Raw genomic sequence first — 18,832 nt, 5'->3', positions numbered from 1 at the left:
CTATTTTACCTCCACCAGCTCGATCCGGAAGTTCAGCTCCTTCCCTGCCATCTCATGGTTGGCGTCAAAGGTGATGGTAGCCTCATCCCTGGACACTACCTTCACCGGGAAGGGCTGTCCATATGGATTGGTCAGATACACCTGCTGCCCCGCCTCCAGCTCTTCTGATCCCGGGAGCTGGGCAATCTCAACCATAAAGACGGCGCTGGGATCCGGCATACCGTAGGCATCCTCCGGCATCAGGTGGACATCCACCACCTGTCCCACTTCCATGTCAGCCACAGCCTGGTCAAATCCCCGGATCATCTGGCCGGCGCCGCAGATAAATTCCAGCGGCTCACCCCGGTCATAGGAAGAGTCAAACTGGGTTCCGTCGTTGAAGGTTCCCCTGTAGTGGGTGCGGCATGTCTTTCCCACATTCCGCCCGGTGACAGCGGGCTGTGAGCCGCATCCCCCTGCGCAGCCGCCGCCACAGCCTGATCCGCAGCCACTGCCACAGGACTGGCCCTCCCCGGCCTCTTTGTGCTCTCCATGGTCTCCGCATTCGTGCCCCTCCCCGTGATGGTGGTCACAGTTTGCCCCTGTGGAGACCAGCTCTCCTCTCAGATAGGCCTCCACTGCCTGATCCGCGTCTCCCGCAGCGCCGGCGCACAGCTCTACGCCCGCCTCCTGAAGGGCAGCCTGGGCTCCCTCTCCGATGCCGCCGCAGATCAGCACATCCACCGACTGGTCTGCCAGAAGTCCTGCCAGGGCTCCATGTCCGGTGCCGTTGGAGCCAAGTATCTCGCTGGAGACCACCTTTCCATCCTCCACCTGGTACACCTTAAAGCTCTCTGTCCTGCCAAAATGCTGAAATATGTTTCCATTGTCATAGGTTACTGCTATTTTCATCTTCAAAAATCCTCCCTGTCGTTTTCCTGCCTATTTTATCACATGGAGCCGCCTTTTTGAACGGATTTTTCGCAGCAGGCAGCCAAAATGCGTTCCAAAAGGACAAAGAGGCTTTCAGCCCTTCAGCTCCGTGTATTTCTCTTTGCTTCCGTACGCCTTTTCCACCGGGTATTTCTCTTCGTTTTTCTTCACCTTCTCCCGGATCCTGCCCATCTTCTCCCGGCAATACACGTCCCCGGCGCTCCACTGGAATACCTCCAGCAGCTCCGCCGCCTCCAGTCCCTGTTGTCTCCTGATTCATTTCCATTGTTCACATAGTCTGCCCCTCTCCTTAAGGCAGCACCTCCGCTGGCCGGAAGCCCAGGTAATCTCCCGACACCAGCATGTACCGGATGCCCCGGCACTCTCCCCGTATACTGTCTCCGAAGCGGCTCTCCCCGTGGCAGTGGGAGTACACGACAGCGGTCACATGATACTCCTTTGCTATCTCTGTGAAGGGAGAGGTCTCTTCCAATATGCTGGTGGGCGGATAGTGCAGGAACATGACGAATTTCCGGTAACCCGCCTCACGGGCCTGTTCAAAGGAGTCCCGCAGCCGGGTCATCTCCCTGGCCACCAGCTTTTTCGCGTGGGCCTCACTCTTTTCGTCCCAGCCCAGGATGCGGCCTCTGCCGTCCAGATAAAAGGGGCCCTCAAATGTGTAGCCCTTTGTTCCCACCAGGGCGTAATCCTGATATGCCGCAAAATTATTCTGCAAAAAGAAGAGTCTGTCCTTAAATTCTTCATTCAGGCGCTCCGTCTTCTTCGCGTCCCAAAACATGTCATGGTTTCCCCGAAGAAGGATCTTGCGGCCAGGAAGTCTCTCTATAAACGCCAGATCCTCCCGGCACTCGGACAGCTTCCTCCCCCAGGAGTGATCCCCGGTGAGCACAAGTGTATCCTCCGGCTTCACGATCTGCCGGACATACTTCTCGATCTTGCGCTCATGGTGCCGCCACACTCTCCCGAATTTATCCATGGATTTGTCGGCCTGAAAGCTCAGATGCAGATCTCCCAGTGCGTAAAGCGCCATAAAGGCTCACCTCCCCTTTCCTGCTTCTGTCTGCTGACTCTACAGCCCATTCCTGTACACATCGTTCATCACTGCCTGTGCCTGCTCCATCTCCTTCTTCTGCATGATCTGCTGCCTGTCGCTTAAGATTGCCAGCATCTCATCCACCAGGTCCTCGATCCTGGGGTTGCCGACCCGGTGCAGATACCCCAGCATCCGGCCGGCCGTGAAGTCTGTATTCATATTTTTGTAGGCGATCTCAGCGCAGAACTCCTTCGGATATCCCTTCTCAAGGAGGAGTCTGTACAGCTCTTTTGTCTTCTCCTGCGCCATCTTCTCACACCTCCTGCTTCTCAAACCGGTATGTCTGCTTTACATCCGGATACTTGTCTCTGTCCACCAGACTCATAAACATGGCATAAGGTCTGGCACAGATTTTAAACGGGGCATACAGAGCCTGATAGATCACCAGACGCTCCCCTGTCTCCGTGTGCTGCGCAAAGGCAAGCACCTTGTAGAGATACTCCGACGTCTCCTGGGACACCCACTCCCTCTTAAAATGCCGCACAATATCGCCTGCCCGGATATCCCTCTTTGGAGCCTTTTCCCCGACCTTTCCTCCGTCCTTCTCTCCACCCGGCTCTGTGTTTTCCTCATCATCCGGCTCAGGCTCTGTGTCCAGCTCCATATACTCATCCTTATCCAGGGAAACCGGAACCCCTGACTTCCCGGTGATGTGCACACCCCCGTACCAGGTGCCCTCTATCTCAAAAATATCCCCGATTTCATATTCTGAATTGAACTCGTCGTTCTTCTTTATAATCCTGATTCTGGCCATATGGTCCTCCTCTGTCTTCATTTAAAATAAATCCGGCTCTCCGCCGTCTCCTGCCCCGCAGGCAAACACCATGATCCTCTCCCGCATGTCCCCTCCCGGGAAGAGGTCACGGCAGTCTATCTCGTCCAGAAAGCTCAGCTCCTCCACTGTCATCAGATATGAAATGTATTCATCTGACGGATAGTAGAAAAAGAGCAGGATTTCCCTGGGCACCCCATACCAGGACTCCTGTATCCGACTCATAACCTTCCGCAGGATCTCCTGGGAAAATGGGTTGAAAAAATAGATCCGGTCCACCTGCTCCGGCACCGGAAAATGCTCCGCGTCCGCCATCTCAAACACAGTTCTCCCTGCCCGGACTGCAGTCCTCGCATTGTCCCGCGCCCTGTCAAAGATCCTCTCGTCGTACTCCACACCAATCGTCCGGCACCCTGTCTGCCAGGACAGAAAGAAATCCACTCTCCCCTTGCCACAGCCGTAATCCAGCAATGTATTCCCCTTCCGGATATACCCGGAATTGGCCAGCCTCTCCAGTACAGAGTAGGGCGTGGGCTCGTAGGGGTACCGGTACTGATCCGCCTGCGAGTCGTCCCGCCCGGCTGTCCGGATCCTTAAAAGCCTGTCCCACTTGTCTTCATCCATGCCCATGACCTACAACTCCCGGTAAACCACTTTTCCGTTTTTCGTCTCTGATTTCATGAGAGACGCTCTCTTCACCGTCATCTCCGCCTTCGGGAGATGGATCTGGTAGGGCTTTTTGGCGGAAATTTTACGGATCAGGGTAATATGGGGCACAAACCTGTCATTCTCAAAAGGAATCCCATTCTCCTTCAGGGCCTCCCGCACCTCCTTCACATAGGCCTTCAGCTTCTGGTTCCCCTTCACCCCAGCCCACAGGATGTTGCCAAAATTTCCCTGCCCGTCCAGGGCCAGCCTGAAGCCGGGCAGGGGCACCTTCCCGATTACTTCCTTTACCTTTCCCGGATCGTCATACTCCCCGATAAAGGCCAGCGTCATGTGCAGATTTTGGGCAGGGACATAGTTTCCCTCCACCCCCTGCTTCTTCAGATCGTGCATGCAGGACACCAGGGCCTTCTGCATGTCATCGGAGAGCCGTATAGCGATAAACAGTCTCATAGTGAACACTTCCTTTCTGTCTCTATTTTTCTCATATATCCCCCGCGTGGAGGACGGCGTCACATGTCCCGATGATCTTCTTCACCTCCGGGCGCAAAAGCCCGTGAGTGTCCGAAACCACTGCTATCCTCATCTCATCTTTCTCCTTCCAGTCATTTTCCCAGCTCCCAGAAGGCCACCGCGCTGGCAACCGCCACATTCAGGGAGTCCACTCCGTGGCTCATGGGGATCTTGATGGTGTAGTCCGAGGCGGCTATGGTCTCCTCCTGCAGCCCCTCTCCCTCGGTCCCGAGAATGAGGGCCAGCTTTTCTTCCTGCCGGAGGACCGGGTCGTCGATGTCCACGGACTCATCGTGGAGAGCCATGGCGGCTGTGGAAAATCCCAGGGATTTCAGGTAATCCATCCCCTCCCGTGGCCAGGCTCCCGCCTCCTCTTCCTCCAGAAAGGTCCAGGGGATCTGGAAGACCGTCCCCATACTGACCCGGGCCGCCCTCCGGTACAGGGGGTTGCTGCATCCCGGCGTCAGGAGGACTGCATCCATGTTGAGAGCCGCCGCAGACCGGATAATGGCGCCCACATTGGTGGGATTCATGACATTTTCCAGGACGGCGATGCGGCGCGCGCGCCTGCACAGCTCCTCCACCCGGGGCAAAGGCCTGCGGCGCATGGCGCAGAGAAGTCCCCGGGTCAGCTTGTATCCGGTGAGCTGCATCAGCACCTCAAAGGAAGCTGTGTACACCGGGATATCCGGGCATCTGGCGAGCACCTCCCGCGCCTCCCCGTTTATGTGCCTGTCCTCTGCCAAAATGGAGACCGGCTCATAGCCTGCGTCCAGAGCACGCATGACAACCTTGGGGCTCTCCGCGATAAAAAGCCCCTCCTCCGGCCTGTCCCTGTTCAGAAGCTGGGCCTCTGTCAGCCGGGCGTAGACGTCCAGCTCCCCTGCGGCAAAATCCCTGATCTCTATTATATTTCCCATACCCGTATGTCTCCTCGCTGTCTTCTATTTCTCTGTCACCTGTTTTTCTGTCTATATTTCGTCATCCTTCCCTGTCCGGTCCATCCTTTTCCCGGCCGCTTCAGGCAGGGCTTTAGAAAATGATCAGAAGCGCTATCTGGACTGCCAGCAGCATTGGGACAGCCCGGAACAAAAGCTTTTTCGTCTTGTGGTGAAACAGGTGCATGCCCGCCAGGGCTCCGGCGGATCCGCCGATGAGAGCCAGCCCCAGCAGGGTGGCCTCCGAAATCCTGTATTTATGTTTGACAGCCTTCCGCTTGTCGATCCCAAATGCCGCAAATGCAATGATATTGACCAGGATCAGATAGAAGGCTGTCCAGTTAAGATCTGTCATACTTTTTCCTTTGCCCCTTTCCCGGCTCTTTTTCGGATAGCAGAAAAGTCCGGAAATGCCTGTTCATTCCGGACCGTTTTCTTTTATTTTGTCTTTGATCATCCGAGAAGCCTTCGCACCATCTGGGCGTCAAATGTGACGGATTTCACATGATCCACCTCGATCTGGTACAGGGCGTTGGCGGCAATATGCTCCGCTGCCTGCTCCAGATCCCGGATGCCGCTTGTGTTCCTGTGCAGGTCAATGACTGCATCCAGTCCGTCCTGCGTCAGGCTGCACTCGTCCTTCTCCATGCCGATCCGCTTCAGCACCTTTGGGAGGGCATATTCCGAGAATATGACCTTCTTCTCCTCCGGGGTGTAGTCCGGTATCTCGATGACGGCAAACCGGGACATGAGGGGCGCGCTGATCTGCTCCCTGTCATTGGCAGTCGCGATAGGGTACACGCCCACGGTGGGGATCATGCACTCAATATAGTTGTCCGTAAATCCCAGGTTGTCCAGAAGGGTCAGGAGCACATCCGCCGGGTTTCCGTTCCCCTTCCCCGCAGCCGCCTTGTCCAGCTCGTTGATGATAAACACCAGATTGGACTCTCCCGCCATGGAGAAGGCGTCCATAATGATCCCAGGCTTTGCGTTGGCGTAGATCCTGGAGCTGCCGGTGAGCTGCTCCGGATCGTTGATGGAGCTCATGTCCAAAGTAGTCCAGGGCAGCTTCAGGATCCTGGCCACCGCGTAGGCGATCTGGGATTTCCCTGTCCCGGCAGGCCCGATCAGCAGCAGGCCGTAGGCCGGCAGGGTGTGGGTCCTGTTGATCTGGATGATGGTCTCAATGATCCTCTGCTTCACCTGCTCCATACCGTAGAGCTCCTCGTCCAGGATACGGCGGGCCTCCACCGGATCGATGGACTCAAAATAATTTCCCTTCCACTGGATGTTCATCATAATAGAGAGAGCACGCTGGGCATGGCGCCGTTCTTCCGCAGAGACCTCGTTGGAACGGGCCACAGCCAGGTTTCTCCTGGCCCAGAGCCGGATATTGTCAGGCAGAGTCCTTCCTGCGCAGTTCATAAAATCCGTAATGCTCTGGATGCTGGTCAGCTTCATGCTGTCCCCGGTCTCCTCCTCGTCCTCGTCAGGCTCCTCCTCCGAGGGCGCATCGCTGGAGAGAAGCCGCTCGATCATAAACTGCAGAAAGCCATCCTCCGCCGAGAGCTTGGAGCCGCCTCCAAAGGCGATCTCGCGGATCTTGTATACAGCGTAGCCTTCCTCCCGGACCGCGCCGGACAGACGCACGTTGATATGGTTTTCCCCAAGCCATTTCAGCAGGCTTACAAACCGGGCGTCGATCTGCAGAATATCCGCGCTGACCGTCCCCTCCTCTGTCTTAAACTCAAAGGCCGTCTTTCGGACCGGGTTGGTAAAAGCGCCGTTTGAGTGGTGCTTCAGCTTTCCGGCGCTGTTGTCCAGCACCAGCATGGGATGATCCGGCCCTGCCTGCGAGTGGCTGGAGTAAAAGATCGTATAGGTGCACTGGGGAGCGTTTGACTCCTCCGGTGTATTATTGAAATCAAATACTGGCATAGTATCCCCCTGTCTTTTCTTCTGATTTTCTTACAGTTTATCATATTGACGCGGGGAGTACAATCAGGTCTTTCCACGCCGGATACCCGTAAGCGCTCCGTGCGCTTTTCACTGCCACTGTGATGGCCTCGCTCATCACCTCTGCGGCCAGTGCGCCAACCAGATCCTGATCTGCGCACACCCTGCTGCCGTCGGCGTTTCCCACGGAGACAGCGTAAATACTGTCCCCATCCGCTGTGGTGTGAACCGGCCTTATGGAGCGGGCGTAGCCGTCATGGGCCATACCGGCGATCTTGCAAAGCGAAGGCTTCTGAAAAGCAGCGTTGGTGATGATCACGCCAATGGTTGTATTGCCTGTAAATTTATTGTCCACTGCCCGGGTATCGGCGTACATCAGCTCCTCCGTCCCGCGGAAAGATCGCCGGTCCTCTGCCAGCAGGCCGGCCAGCTTCCGTCCGCTTTTCCAGTCATAGATATCTCCCAGGGCATTGACCGCCACCACAGCGCCCACCTGCAGTTCACCAATCTGTAGGGCATAGCTGCCAATACCGGACTTCATACAGCAGTCCATACCGGCAAATTTTCCTACAGTGGCGCCGCATCCCGCACCGCAATTCCCATCTCTGTAGTTTTCCTCCTCTGCCCTCAGGCAGGCCTCATAGCCCATAGCCCTGTCCGGCCTGGCTCCCGGATCTCCTACTGTCAGGTCGAAAAGATCTGACTGGCAAACAAGGGGAACCCTCGTCACTCCCACGTCAAAACCAATCCCTCTCTCTTCCAGATACTGCATCACACCGTCGGCAGCTCCCAGCCCAAAGGCGCTTCCCCCGGCCAGCACAATGGCATGGATCTCCTGGGCGGCCGCCAGAGGCTTCAAAAGCTCCGACTCTCTGGACGCAGGGCCGCCTCCCCGCACATCCAACCCGGCCGCCATCCCCGTCTCTGAGAGGAAGACTGTACAGCCTGTGCCGCCCTCCAGGTTTTCTGTCTGCCCGATCCTGATTCCCCTGATATCCTTTATACTGATTGTTTTCTTCATCTTGGTTTTCTCCTCCATATTTCTCATGCGCTTCACAATGTCAGATATCCGGATTCCTTTTTACTCTATTTTATAATCATACCATGAGAGAGCAGATTTTCCCAGCAGTTTACGCAGAGCTTCTATGCTATGCTCTCCTCTGCTCCTGCGCAAAATTTATGTGCATCTACTCCTTCGCAGCAGCAGGCAGCAAAGTCCTGCCGCTCCGGCGAGAACAGTAAGGAGAAGAGCATATCCTGACAGCTCTGCCTCCCCTCCGCCCAGGAGCTGATATCCCCATGTGGCAGGGAAAAGCCTTCCCAGCTTTTCCAGGGCATCCGGGAGCAGCTGTGCCGGAAACATGATGCCGGACAGCATGATAGACGGCAGAAACAAAAGCTGACAGTACATGGTCAGCTTTGCCTGGCTTTTGACCAGCAGCCCCAGAACCGCGGCCAGAGACAGGGATGCTCCGATAAACAAAGCAAGCGTCAGAAAATATCCCGGCAGGTGTTCAGGCACTTTGGCATCAAAGAGTGCCTCTGCCGCCGCGAACATAATGCCGCTCATGATCAGCAGATGGAGGAAAGCGGAAAGCAGCATAGACAGGAGGCCAAAGCAGAGCGGCGCTCCCCCTGCCTGATACATTTTCCGCACATCTGTCCCATAGATTTCCACAAGGACGGGCGGGACGCCAATCAGAGCCCCCATGGACACGCCCATCACAGTCATGGACTGGATCAGCGCATCCCTCGACTGGGGCATGAGAGCAGTAAATATATTTCCCATGATGGCAAAGAAGAGAAGAGGGACAAGATAGCAGGTGACCAGCAGGGACCGGCTGCGTATGTCCATCTTAAACTGCAGAAGGGTTCCGTATAAAAATGCACTCATCTGTCACGCCCCCTTTGCCAGGTCCATGAAATGCTGCTCCAGCGTTCCCCGGCTGACACTGACATCCAGCACCTCCACCTTTTCTCTCTTCAGGCTTTCCAGAATACGAAGCAGGTCCTCGCCGATGTGAGCCGCCCGGTATGTACGCTCTCCCTGCTCTGTCCTGATCCGGATCACAAAACGGCTGTCCACACGGTCCGCCAGCTCCTCTGCCGTTCCCAGGAAAGCGATGCGGCCGCTGTTCAGGATGGCGATGCGGACGCACAGCTCCTCCACCTCCGCCATATCATGGCTGGCCAGGACAATGGTAGCTCCCCGCCGGTTCAGCCTCCTAATCCTCTCGTGCAGAGCCAGCCGCCCCTTCACATCCAGACCGGCTGCCGGCTCATCCAGGAAAAGAATATCCGGATTTCCTGTCAGAGCCAGGACCAGATGCAGCCTGCGCTTCTGTCCGGTGGACAGCTCCGCGTACTTTTTCTTTGAAAATTCCCGGATCCCCAGCCCCTCAATAAGCTCTCCGTCCGGCTTTGTCCTCTTCCATCTCGCAAACAGCTCCACCGCCTCCAGCGGCTTCATGCAGCCCGGCAGTGAGGCGGACTGGAGCTGGATGCCTACGCTGCCCTTCAGCTGGATCCTTCCGCCATCATATTTCCGGAAGCCCTCCATGCACTCCAGAGTCGTGGTCTTTCCGGCCCCGTTGGTTCCCAGAATTCCAAAGATCTCCCCTCTTCTCACCTGGAAGGAAATGCCGCAAAGCACCTCTGTCTTTCCGTAGCTTTTTCGAAGGTCCGCCACTTGTATCACATCCATCATTCCCCCTCCTTCCCGAAGGGATCCATGCCCGTCTCCCGGAAATAGCGCTCCAGCCCCGGCTGCAAATACTGATTGACTTCCGCCTGCTTCCTGGCCCACGCATGATCCTCGTCCATCATATTTCCAAATTCCATCAGCTCAGGCAGCATGGACATGTCCCCGCCTGTGAACTCTACGACCATATCCCAGAACTCCACGGCCAGCTCCATAGCCCGGTCATCCTCCGGTGGGACGCCGCTTTCTTTCACCGCCAGCACCCTGTCATCCAGCTTATTGAACCGGTCTATGAAGGCCATCCCGCTCTCCCTGTCAAACCGGTTCCGGATGTGGTCCAGCGTCCTCTCGTCAAAATGCTTGATAAGCCAGTAGAACTCATTGTTCATCTGAAGATTGACTATGATATCCGCGTACTTTTTAAAGTCCACCTCTTTGATCTTGAGGACTTCCTCCCTTAAAGCCTTCGTCTCTGCCGCCACCTCTTCCAGGCGGCGGATCTGCTGCCGGATGGCCTGCTCCTGACCTGCCAGCATCTCTGCCACCTCTTCTGGCGTATCCAGAGGGATCAGCCGGTTCTTAATGTCATCTAGAGAAAATCCCAGGGATTTCAGCGACTGGATCTGATGGAGCCGGATCATGTCCTTGTGGGTGTACAGTCTGCGGCCTCCCTCACTTGCGGCGGCGGGCTTCAAAAGCCCCACTCTGTCGTAATACTGCAGGGTTCGGACTGTGGTCCCCATCTTCCCGGCCAGCTCTCCAACTGTCATGTAACCATCTGGTATTGCTTTTCTGTTCTCCATACTGCACCTCCTGGGATGATTATAATTCATGACGCCGGGTCATGAGCAAGAGTATCCGCGCCACTTTTTTCAATCTAAGTTCAGGTCCGCTACTCTCCCAGCACAGCATAATCCTCAAATATGATCCTGAGGCGGTCCAACACCATGGACTTGATCGATAAAAGGAAGATATTTATCCACCGGCTCGTATTTCAAAGGCAGCGTATAACTCAGGACATAGTCTATCTTCCATTCCGCTCTGTCCAACTGCTCTTCCACATACTTTTTGATGGAAGCAGACGGCTGTTCATTGTCATACCAGGCATATCCTTTCTTCTGCCGGTAAAACTTATCCACACTGTATGCTCCCCCAATAGCGATTGCCTTTTTCCCATCAAAGTCATATATCTCTCCGTCTTTGGCAAACAGAATAGATGGATATGCATCCTCCACATAGGCTACCGCGCCGCTCCACAGTTTCTCCCGGTGAGTTTTTATGGCAAAAGGCCTCTGTTCATGATTGCCGTGGATACAGAAAAATGTAACCGGCAGTTCTGACAGATGTTCTTTTATCGCCACGGCCTTCGATCCTAGAAAATAATTGATACCTGTATCTCCAAGAATAATCCGTATATCTTCCCGGTGTCGTCTGCCTTTCTCTGAAAAATCACCGATACGGTCAAATACCGCATGTGTATCCCCTGTGAGATAGACCATTTTTATATCCCCTTTTTTAAAAGAACCTCCAGAAACGCCTCCCCGTACTGCTTTACCTTTTTCTCCCCCATTCCATTTACATCCAGCAGCTCCTCTCTGGTGCGGGGCAGCCTGACGCACATATCCCGCAGTGTCTTGTCCGAGGCCACCATGTAGGGAGGGATCTTCCTCTTTCCCGCCAACCTCATGCGCAGCTTCCTCAGCTCTTCAAAGAGCACCTGCTGCCCTTCTGTCAGGTCAGCCATCTGGGCCGGCCGCCTTCCCGAAGCCCCGGAAGCCTTTAACTTCTTCCCAGCCTTCTCCTCTTCCTTCCTATAGGATATATAGAAGGGCTGCGTCTCCTCCAGCAAACTCTCTGAGCTCTCTGTCAGCTTCAGCAGCGTATATTTGTCCTTTGTCTGGCAAAGATACCCTCTCTCCACCATGGTGCGTATCACTTCCTGCATCCGGGCCTTCCCCAGCTTACTCTGCTTGCCGTAGACAGAGCTCTTATCCATACCGCGATCCCTTATCCTGGCTGTGTTCTCTCCCAGAAGCGTGCCTGCGATCATGCTCTGGCCATAGCGCTGTCCGCATTCCCGCACACACCGGACCACATCAGCAGCAGCCTCCGCGGCATCCATCTGCTCAAATTCCGTCAGACAATTGCCGCAGTTTCCGCAGCTATCCTCTGCCTTTTCGCCAAAATAACGGAGAATGTAGCTGCGCAGGCATCCCGTAGTAGTGCAGTAGCCTTCCATTTTCCGCAGCCGCTCCGCATCCTGCTCCCGGATCGTCCGCCGCTCCTCTTCTGTATAGGTCTCATCCATCTCCTTGCTCTCCAGCAAAAGCCGCCCGATCATCGTGTCCTGGGGCGAGTAGTAGAGGATACACTCCGCCGGTTCCCCGTCACGCCCCGCTCTGCCCGCCTCCTGGTAATAATTTTCCATGCTCTAAGGCATGTGGTAGTGCAGCACAAAACGGACATTGGACTTGTCGATGCCCATTCCAAAGGCATTGGTGGCAATGATCACGCGGATGCGGTCATATATGAAATCCTCCTGGCTCATTTTCCTGGCGTCAGCGCTCATGCCTGCATGGTATCTCCCCACAGAAAAACCGGCATTTTCCAGATAGAGATACAGCTCATCCACTGCCTTTCTTGTGGCACAGTAGACGATCCCGCTGTCCTGGCTGTGATCCGTCAGATACCGGCGCACGCGCTCTTTCTTATCCCTGGCCCTCTGCACTTCAAAATAGAGATTAGGCCTGTCAAATCCGGCCACTGTCTCATAGGGCTGCTCTAATTCAAGGGAAGCCAGGATATCCTGTCTGACCTTCTCTGTTGCTGTGGCCGTGAAGGCGGAGACCACAGGCCGCAGGGGAAGCTGGCGGATAAAGGAGAGGATCCGCACATAGCTGGGTCTGAAATCCTGGCCCCACTGGGAAATGCAGTGAGCCTCATCCACTGTGATCATGGAAATCTGCGCGTGGCAGGCAAAATCCAGGAACCTGGGCGTCTCCAGGCGCTCCGGCGCCACATAGATGAGCTTGTAGCGCCCTGCTCTCGCCAGCTCCAGCGCCCTGGCTGTCTGCCCCTCCGAAAGAGAGCTGTTGATATAGGCCGCGTGCACTCCCGCCTCGTTGAGGGCTTTCACCTGGTCCATCATCAGGGAAATGAGGGGAGAGACGACGATCGTTGTCCCCGGCATGAGGAGGGCCGGCAACTGGTAGCAGAGTGATTTTCCCGCCCCCGTGGGCATGACTGCCAGCACGTCCCGACCGGCAAGGAGCTGGTCTATGATCTCCTCCTGGCCGGAACGAAAGGTGTCGTATCCAAAGTATGTTTTTAATGTCTTTCTCTTCTGCTCTGCTTCCAATCATTCTTCCCCGCTTTTTCCCGTTCTTTTGTCTATCGCCTTCCTGTAGATCTGCCAGGTTCTGTCGTCAAAGAGCACCCACTCCGCCAGCTCCAGCTTTCCCGGGTGCTCGCTGACAAACCTTCTGACCACGGCCACCGCGATCCCGGCTGCCTCTTCCACAGGAAAATGATACACGCCTGTGGATATGGAGGGAAATGCGATCCTTCTCACACCGTTTTCCACTGCCAGCTTCAGACAGGATCCGTAACAGGACGCCAGAAGCTCTCTCTCCCTGTGACTGCCTCCTCTCCAAACAGGCCCTGGCGTGTGGATCACATATTTGCACGGCAGTCCGTAGGCGCCTGTAATCTTTGCCTCCCCGGTAGGGCATCCGTGGAGAGTCCGGCACTCCTCCAGAAGCTTTGGGCCAGCGGCTCGGTGGATGGCGCCGTCCACGCCGCCTCCTCCCAGCAGGCTTTCGTTAGCTGCATTTACAATGGCATCCACATCCGTAATCTCTGTGATATCTCCGCGCACAGCTCTTATCACTGTCTCACTCATAGCTTATCCCTCCTGTGATTACTTTTCTGTTATTATACCACAAAATCCCGCCTCATTTCTGAGACGGGATTTCATATAAATCACACTGCTTGTATTCTGCTGTGATTAGTTTTTCTTCTGTGCGATTGCAGCCTGAGCAGCAGCCAGACGAGCGATCGGTACACGGAACGGTGAGCAGGATACATAGTCAAGGCCAAGCTTGTTGCAGAACTCTACAGAGCTCGGATCTCCGCCGTGCTCGCCGCAGATACCTACGTGGAGCTTCGGATTAACCGGTTTTCCAAGATCGATAGCCATCTTCATCAGCTTGCCAACGCCATCCTGATCCAGTTTTGCGAACGGATCGTTCTCAAAAATCTTAGCGTCATAGTAAGCGTCAAGGAACTTGCCTGCATCGTCACGTGAGAAGCCGTATGTCATCTGTGTCAGGTCGTTTGTACCGAAGCAGAAGAAGTCTGCCTCTGCAGCGATCTCGTCAGCTGTAAGAGCAGCTCTCGGGATCTCGATCATTGTACCAACCTCGTACTCAAGGTCGCTTCCTGCGGCAGCGATCTCAGCGTCAGCTGTCTCAACAACGAATTTCTTCACGTATTTCAGCTCTTTCACATCGCCAACAAGCGGGATCATGATCTCCGGCTGAACTTTCCAGCCCGGATGAGCCTTCTGTACGTTGATAGCCGCGCGGATAACAGCCTTTGTCTGCATCTTTGCGATCTCAGGATATGTTACGGCCAGACGGCATCCACGGTGACCCATCATCGGGTTGAACTCATGGAGGCTGTCGATGATCTCTTTAATTTTCTCAACAGATTTGCCCTGAGCCTCAGCCAGCTTCTTAATGTCCTCTTCCTCTGTCGGAACGAACTCGTGAAGCGGAGGATCAAGGAAACGGATTGTTACCGGGTGTCCTTCCAGAGCCTCGTACAGCTTCTCGAAGTCTCCCTGCTGATACGGAAGGACTTTCTCGAGAGCTTTCTCTCTCTCTTCCTCTGTCTCAGCACAGATCATCTCACGGAATGCGTCAATTCTTCCCTCGCCGAAGAACATGTGCTCTGTACGGCAAAGTCCGATACCCTCAGCACCAAGCTCAGCAGCCTTTCTTGCATCCTCAGGTGTATCTGCGTTTGTACGAACCTTCATTGTTCTGTACTTGTCAGCCCAGTCCATGATACGTCCGAACTCACCAGCGATTGTAGCGTCTACTGTCGGGATGATTCCGTCGTAGATGTTACCTGTGGAACCGTCGATGGAGATGCAGTCTCCCTCGTGGTACTCTTTTCCGCCAAGTGTAAATTTCTTGTTTGCCTCGTCCATAACGATGTCGCCGCATCCGGATACGCAGCACTCACCCATACCACGGGCAACAACAGCTGCGTGGGATGTCATACCACCGCGGACTGTCAGGATACCCTGAGCAGACTTCATACCTGTGATATCCTCAGGTGATGTCTCCAGACGAACAAGGATAACCTTCTCGCCTCTCTCAGCCCACTCTACAGCATCGTCAGCTGTGAAGACAACCTTACCGCAGGCAGCTCCCGGAGAAGCTCCAAGACCTTTGCCCATGGGAGTTGCAGCCTTCAGAGCAGCAGCGTCGAACTGGGGATGAAGCAGTGTATCCAGGTTACGCGGATCGATCATAGCTACAGCCTCTTCCTCTGTTCTCATGCCCTCGTCAACCAGGTCGCAGGCAATCTTCAGAGCAGCCTGAGCTGTTCTCTTACCATTACGTGTCTGCAGCATGTACAGTTTTCCGTGCTCTACAGTAAACTCCATATCCTGCATATCTCTGTAGTGTGTCTCCAGAGTCTTGCACACATCCTTGAACTGTGCAAATGCCTCCGGGAATTTCTCTTCCATCTCTGCGATGTGCATAGGTGTACGCACGCCGGCAACAACGTCCTCGCCCTGTGCGTTTGTCAGGAACTCTCCGAACAGACCATTCTCTCCTGTAGCAGGGTCACGTGTAAAGGCAACACCTGTACCACAGTCATCACCCATGTTACCGAATGCCATCATCTGTACGTTTACGGCTGTTCCCCATGAATACGGGATGTCGTTGTCACGACGGTAAACGTTTGCTCTCGGGTTGTCCCATGAACGGAACACAGCCTTAACAGCGCCGATCAGCTGCTCTTTAGCGTCAGACGGGAAGTCTGTTCCGATCTTCTCTTTGTACTCAGCCTTGAACTGTCCTGCCAGAGTCTTCAGATCCTCTGCTGTCAGCTCTACGTCCTGCTTAACGCCCTTCTCCTCTTTCATTTTGTCGATGAGCTCTTCGAAGTATTTCTTTCCTACTTCCATAACTACATCTGAGTACATCTGGATAAATCTTCTGTAGCAGTCCCATGCCCAGCGCGGGTTTCCGGATGCCTCTGCCAGAGTCTCAACAACTTCCTCATTTAATCCCAGGTTCAGGATGGTGTCCATCATACCAGGCATGGAAGCTCTTGCACCGGAACGAACGGAAACGAGAAGCGGATTCTGCTTGTCTCCGAATTTCTTTCCTGTAATCTCCTCCAGCTTAGCCATAGCAGCCATGATCTGATCCATGATCTCGTCATTGATCTGTCTTCCGTCCTCGTAGTACTGTGTACAAGCCTCTGTTGTAACGGTAAATCCCTGTGGTACCGGGAGTCCCAGGCCTGTCATCTCAGCGAGGTTGGCGCCTTTTCCGCCAAGAAGGTTTCTCATGGTCGCATTACCTTCTGTGAACATATAAACCCATTTTGTTGCCATGTTCCAATGACCTCCTAAAATTTTTTCTTTCTACTAATACCTAGTAATTTGCACATAATATTTTACTGTTTTTGCCATGGTTCGTCAAGTCCTTAGCCCGCAAGTTCTCAAATAATGTGCAGGGGCCCTGCCTTTTCCGGCACTCCCCGCCAGAACGTGACATTTTACAGCTCCTGTATAAATGCTTTGTACCCTTTATACGCCTCATAGACGTCGGCCTTGCTGGTAATCTCCCAGGGTGCGTGCATACACAGAACAGCCACGCCGCTGTCGATGACCTCCATGCCGTAATTTGCCATAATATAGGCAATGGTTCCGCCGCCCCCCGCGTCTACTTTTCCAAGCTCGGCAAACTGATAGGCTACCTCCTGATTGTCCATAGCCCGGCGAATCTGGGCCAGATACTCGGCATTGGCGTCGTTTGACCCGCTTTTTCCCCTGCTTCCTGTAAATTTATTGAACACAAGTCCCTTGGCGAAGAAGGCGGAGCTCCTCTTTTCAAACACCTCAGCATACATGGGATCATAGGCAGCGCTCACATCAGAGGAGAGCATTTTTGAATTCTGCAGCGCCCGGCGCAGCTTCAGCTCAGACTCTCCTTCCTTGAGAGCCAGCACCTCGGCCACGGTATTTTCAAAGAAGCGGGAGTGCATGCCTGTGGCTCCCACGCTTCCGATCTCTTCCTTATCTACAAGGATGCAGCAGGCGGTCTTGTCCAGATCAGAGACATCCATCATGGCAAAGAGAGAAGTGAAGGCACACACTCTGTCGTCCTGCCCGTACGCCATGATCATACTCCGGTCAAAGCCGCAGTCCCGGGCCCGTCCGGCAGGAACGATCTCCAGCTCAGCGGAGCAAAAATCCTCTTCCTCTATATCATAGGCTTCGTGCAGGAGCTTCATGATCTGCTTTTTCACCGCCTCTTTCCCCGCTTTTTCATTTTCAGCCTCCTCGCCGTTCTCTCCAGACAGGGGTCTGCTTCCCACCAGGAGATCCAGCTTTTCTCCTTCTATGACAATGCTGGCCTTTTTCTCCATCTGTTTGCCTGCCAGGTGGACCAGAAGATCAGTCACCGCGAAAACAGGGTCCTCCTCCCTCTCGCCGACACAGATATCTACCGTGGTTCCGTCTTTTTTTACCACCACTCCGTGAAGAGCCAGGGGCAGGGTCACCCACTGGTATTTCTTTATTCCCCCATAATAGTGGGTGTCCAGATAGGCCAGCTCCTCGCTTTCATAGAGAGGATTCTGCTTTACATCGATGCGCGGAGAGTCTATGTGGGCTCCCAGGATGTTCATTCCCTCCTCCAGAGGCTTTCGCCCTATGTGGAACAAAAGGATGCTCTTTCCCATGCAGATCGCATAGACCTTATCCCCGGGCTTCAGGCTGTCGCCTGAGCTGATGATGTCATTCAGATCTCTGTATCCCTTCTCCTTTGCAATGCGGACCGCGGCTTTCACGCACTCCCGCTCCGTCTTGCCCTCATCCAGGCAGCTTTTGTATAAATTGTTGATACGCTCCAGCTCGCTCAGCTGCTCTTCGGAGTAGCCAAGCCATGCATTTGTTCTTTCCATTGGTGTAGTCCTCCTTTTTGATGATGGATATAGTATAACACATATGATCGGAGACGTAATCCTTTTCAAAAGTATTACGTCTGGAATTAAACCAACTGGTGTACATTTATGAGAAAATCCCTGTGTAATTGTGTTAATTGTTTTTTACCTGGTTCCTGATTTTCGAATATAGAAGCTTAGATTTGCGCTGCGACACATTCAGTGTCTGCTGAATGTTTTTGATATATTCTTCCCGATATGACTTTTCTTCAAACACCTGCGTTAGATAATTCATCTGCGCCTGTTCGTACATCTCTCTGGCAAGTTTTTCTGCCACCTCAAGCCGCTGCTGCTCCATTTCATTATATATATCCTGAAAGATTTCATAATTTCTTTTCCTGTGGAACTCTTCAAACAAAGCACAGTCTCCGAATTTCTGTTTCGCCATTGTCAGGCTGTCAGGATGTATCAGCGGATCCTTGGCCTTTCCCGGGAAAAATTCTCTCATACTGCTGAAACGGTAATCCGTGGCATGCACTGCCATTCCGGCTTTCACTGGATTCATATGGATGTACCTGAGACAGTTCCAGAAATAGGACTCCGTTTCAATACATTCACTCGTAAACCTGTTCTGGAAAACATGCCCGTTACGATTATGTTTATAATTATAGTAAATTGCGTATTCTGCCAGGATCCTGGCCATGAACAAAGACAAAACCGGAAGCTCCGCACCTATCATAAGGTGCACGTGATTTGACATGATGCAGTATGAAAAAATTTTCACTGCGTATTTATCCTTATATTTTCTGATAATTTTTTGGAAATATTTCCTTTCTCTTATCTGGCTAAAATTATTTTCCCGGGCGATCCCTTTAGCAATAACATGGTACACACCGGTACTACTCTCCTGTCTTTTCCCCTGCGCCAAAATATCCCTCCTTTCAAATATCACAGGGACATTTCACACAATTATACACCAGTTGGTTTAATGAGGGTGTCCCAAAAGTCACGAAGTGACTGAAAGGACACCCGACTATAAAAAAGGAGAACGGTTACCACGCCGTTCT

At 53.8% G+C, this 18,832-nt stretch carries 20 protein-coding genes and 1 pseudogene; all 21 read right to left on the bottom strand.

Annotated features, from left to right (window positions below; all coding sequences use genetic code 11):
* The 21 genes and pseudogenes from H7U36_RS12695 to H7U36_RS12595 all read right to left on the bottom strand — a co-directional run bounded on the left by H7U36_RS12695 (nt 1) and on the right by H7U36_RS12595 (nt 18,693).
* Nucleotides 1–891, bottom strand: a complete 891-nt coding sequence (locus H7U36_RS12695) for a NifB/NifX family molybdenum-iron cluster-binding protein (RefSeq protein ID WP_138304946.1) — start codon at nt 889–891, stop codon at nt 1–3.
* Nucleotides 869–1,198, bottom strand: a complete 330-nt coding sequence (locus H7U36_RS15440) for a hypothetical protein (RefSeq protein ID WP_205156269.1) — start codon at nt 1,196–1,198, stop codon at nt 869–871. The genes H7U36_RS12695 and H7U36_RS15440 overlap by 23 nt, the downstream gene beginning before the upstream one ends.
* A gap of 24 nt (nt 1,199–1,222) precedes the next feature.
* The gene (locus H7U36_RS12685; RefSeq protein ID WP_033127035.1) at nt 1,223–1,963 is read right to left on the bottom strand and encodes a metallophosphoesterase; all 741 of its coding nucleotides are present in this window, start codon (nt 1,961–1,963) and stop codon (nt 1,223–1,225) included.
* Nucleotides 1,964–2,002: 39 nt separating this feature from the next.
* Nucleotides 2,003–2,275: a hypothetical protein gene (locus H7U36_RS12680; RefSeq protein ID WP_033127036.1), complete on the bottom strand. Its 273-nt coding sequence runs from the start codon at nt 2,273–2,275 to the stop codon at nt 2,003–2,005.
* Nucleotides 2,276–2,279: 4 nt separating this feature from the next.
* Nucleotides 2,280–2,780, bottom strand: a complete 501-nt coding sequence (locus H7U36_RS12675) for a DUF1653 domain-containing protein (RefSeq protein WP_033127052.1) — start codon at nt 2,778–2,780, stop codon at nt 2,280–2,282.
* Nucleotides 2,781–2,801: 21 nt separating this feature from the next.
* A complete protein-coding gene (locus tag H7U36_RS12670; protein ID WP_052084189.1) occupies nt 2,802–3,428 on the bottom strand; it encodes an SAM-dependent methyltransferase in 627 nt (208 codons plus the stop codon).
* A gap of 3 nt (nt 3,429–3,431) precedes the next feature.
* On the bottom strand, nt 3,432–3,917 hold the full coding sequence (gene thpR, locus H7U36_RS12665; RefSeq protein WP_033127037.1) for an RNA 2',3'-cyclic phosphodiesterase: 486 nt from the start codon (nt 3,915–3,917) through the stop codon (nt 3,432–3,434).
* 31 nt (nt 3,918–3,948) lie between these two features.
* The gene (locus tag H7U36_RS12660; RefSeq protein ID WP_306465207.1) at nt 3,949–4,050 is read right to left on the bottom strand and encodes a metallophosphoesterase family protein; all 102 of its coding nucleotides are present in this window, start codon (nt 4,048–4,050) and stop codon (nt 3,949–3,951) included.
* 19 nt (nt 4,051–4,069) lie between these two features.
* Nucleotides 4,070–4,897: a TrmH family RNA methyltransferase gene (locus H7U36_RS12655; protein WP_138304944.1), complete on the bottom strand. Its 828-nt coding sequence runs from the start codon at nt 4,895–4,897 to the stop codon at nt 4,070–4,072.
* 112 nt (nt 4,898–5,009) lie between these two features.
* Nucleotides 5,010–5,270 (bottom strand): DUF1294 domain-containing protein, encoded by a 261-nt coding sequence (locus H7U36_RS12650; RefSeq protein WP_138304942.1) that lies wholly within the window; start codon nt 5,268–5,270, stop codon nt 5,010–5,012.
* Nucleotides 5,271–5,368: 98 nt separating this feature from the next.
* Entirely contained in the window at nt 5,369–6,853 is a 1,485-nt protein-coding gene (locus tag H7U36_RS12645) for an AAA family ATPase (protein WP_138304940.1), read from the bottom strand.
* A gap of 40 nt (nt 6,854–6,893) precedes the next feature.
* A complete protein-coding gene (locus tag H7U36_RS12640; RefSeq protein ID WP_138304938.1) occupies nt 6,894–7,892 on the bottom strand; it encodes a P1 family peptidase in 999 nt (332 codons plus the stop codon).
* Between the two features lie 156 nt (nt 7,893–8,048).
* Nucleotides 8,049–8,765: an ABC transporter permease gene (locus H7U36_RS12635; RefSeq protein WP_138304936.1), complete on the bottom strand. Its 717-nt coding sequence runs from the start codon at nt 8,763–8,765 to the stop codon at nt 8,049–8,051.
* A gap of 3 nt (nt 8,766–8,768) precedes the next feature.
* On the bottom strand, nt 8,769–9,575 hold the full coding sequence (locus tag H7U36_RS12630; RefSeq protein WP_330637139.1) for an ABC transporter ATP-binding protein: 807 nt from the start codon (nt 9,573–9,575) through the stop codon (nt 8,769–8,771).
* The gene (locus H7U36_RS12625; RefSeq protein WP_191493661.1) at nt 9,575–10,375 is read right to left on the bottom strand and encodes a MerR family transcriptional regulator; all 801 of its coding nucleotides are present in this window, start codon (nt 10,373–10,375) and stop codon (nt 9,575–9,577) included. Before H7U36_RS12625 ends, H7U36_RS12630 begins: the two co-directional genes overlap by 1 nt.
* A gap of 114 nt (nt 10,376–10,489) precedes the next feature.
* Entirely contained in the window at nt 10,490–11,071 is a 582-nt protein-coding gene (locus tag H7U36_RS12620) for a metallophosphoesterase (protein WP_191428694.1), read from the bottom strand.
* 2 nt (nt 11,072–11,073) lie between these two features.
* Nucleotides 11,074–12,930 (bottom strand): annotated as a pseudogene (gene recQ, locus H7U36_RS15520) (DNA helicase RecQ).
* On the bottom strand, nt 12,931–13,473 hold the full coding sequence (locus H7U36_RS12610) for an O-acetyl-ADP-ribose deacetylase (protein ID WP_191493660.1): 543 nt from the start codon (nt 13,471–13,473) through the stop codon (nt 12,931–12,933). It lies immediately after the preceding pseudogene.
* 105 nt (nt 13,474–13,578) lie between these two features.
* Complete coding sequence (gene ppdK, locus H7U36_RS12605; protein ID WP_033127046.1) at nt 13,579–16,212, bottom strand: pyruvate, phosphate dikinase; 2,634 nt, start codon at nt 16,210–16,212, stop codon at nt 13,579–13,581.
* A 164-nt stretch (nt 16,213–16,376) separates the two neighbouring features.
* A complete protein-coding gene (locus H7U36_RS12600) occupies nt 16,377–17,786 on the bottom strand; it encodes an aminopeptidase (RefSeq protein ID WP_033127047.1) in 1,410 nt (469 codons plus the stop codon).
* A gap of 133 nt (nt 17,787–17,919) precedes the next feature.
* Nucleotides 17,920–18,693: a transposase gene (locus H7U36_RS12595; protein WP_138304924.1), complete on the bottom strand. Its 774-nt coding sequence runs from the start codon at nt 18,691–18,693 to the stop codon at nt 17,920–17,922.
* Between the last annotated feature and the right edge of the window lie 139 nt (nt 18,694–18,832).

The sequence above is a fragment of the Faecalicatena fissicatena genome (assembly GCF_016900595.1).
GTDB lineage: Bacteria > Bacillota > Clostridia > Lachnospirales > Lachnospiraceae > Claveliimonas > Claveliimonas intestinigallinarum.
This window is presented reverse-complemented; position numbering and strand designations above follow the sequence as displayed.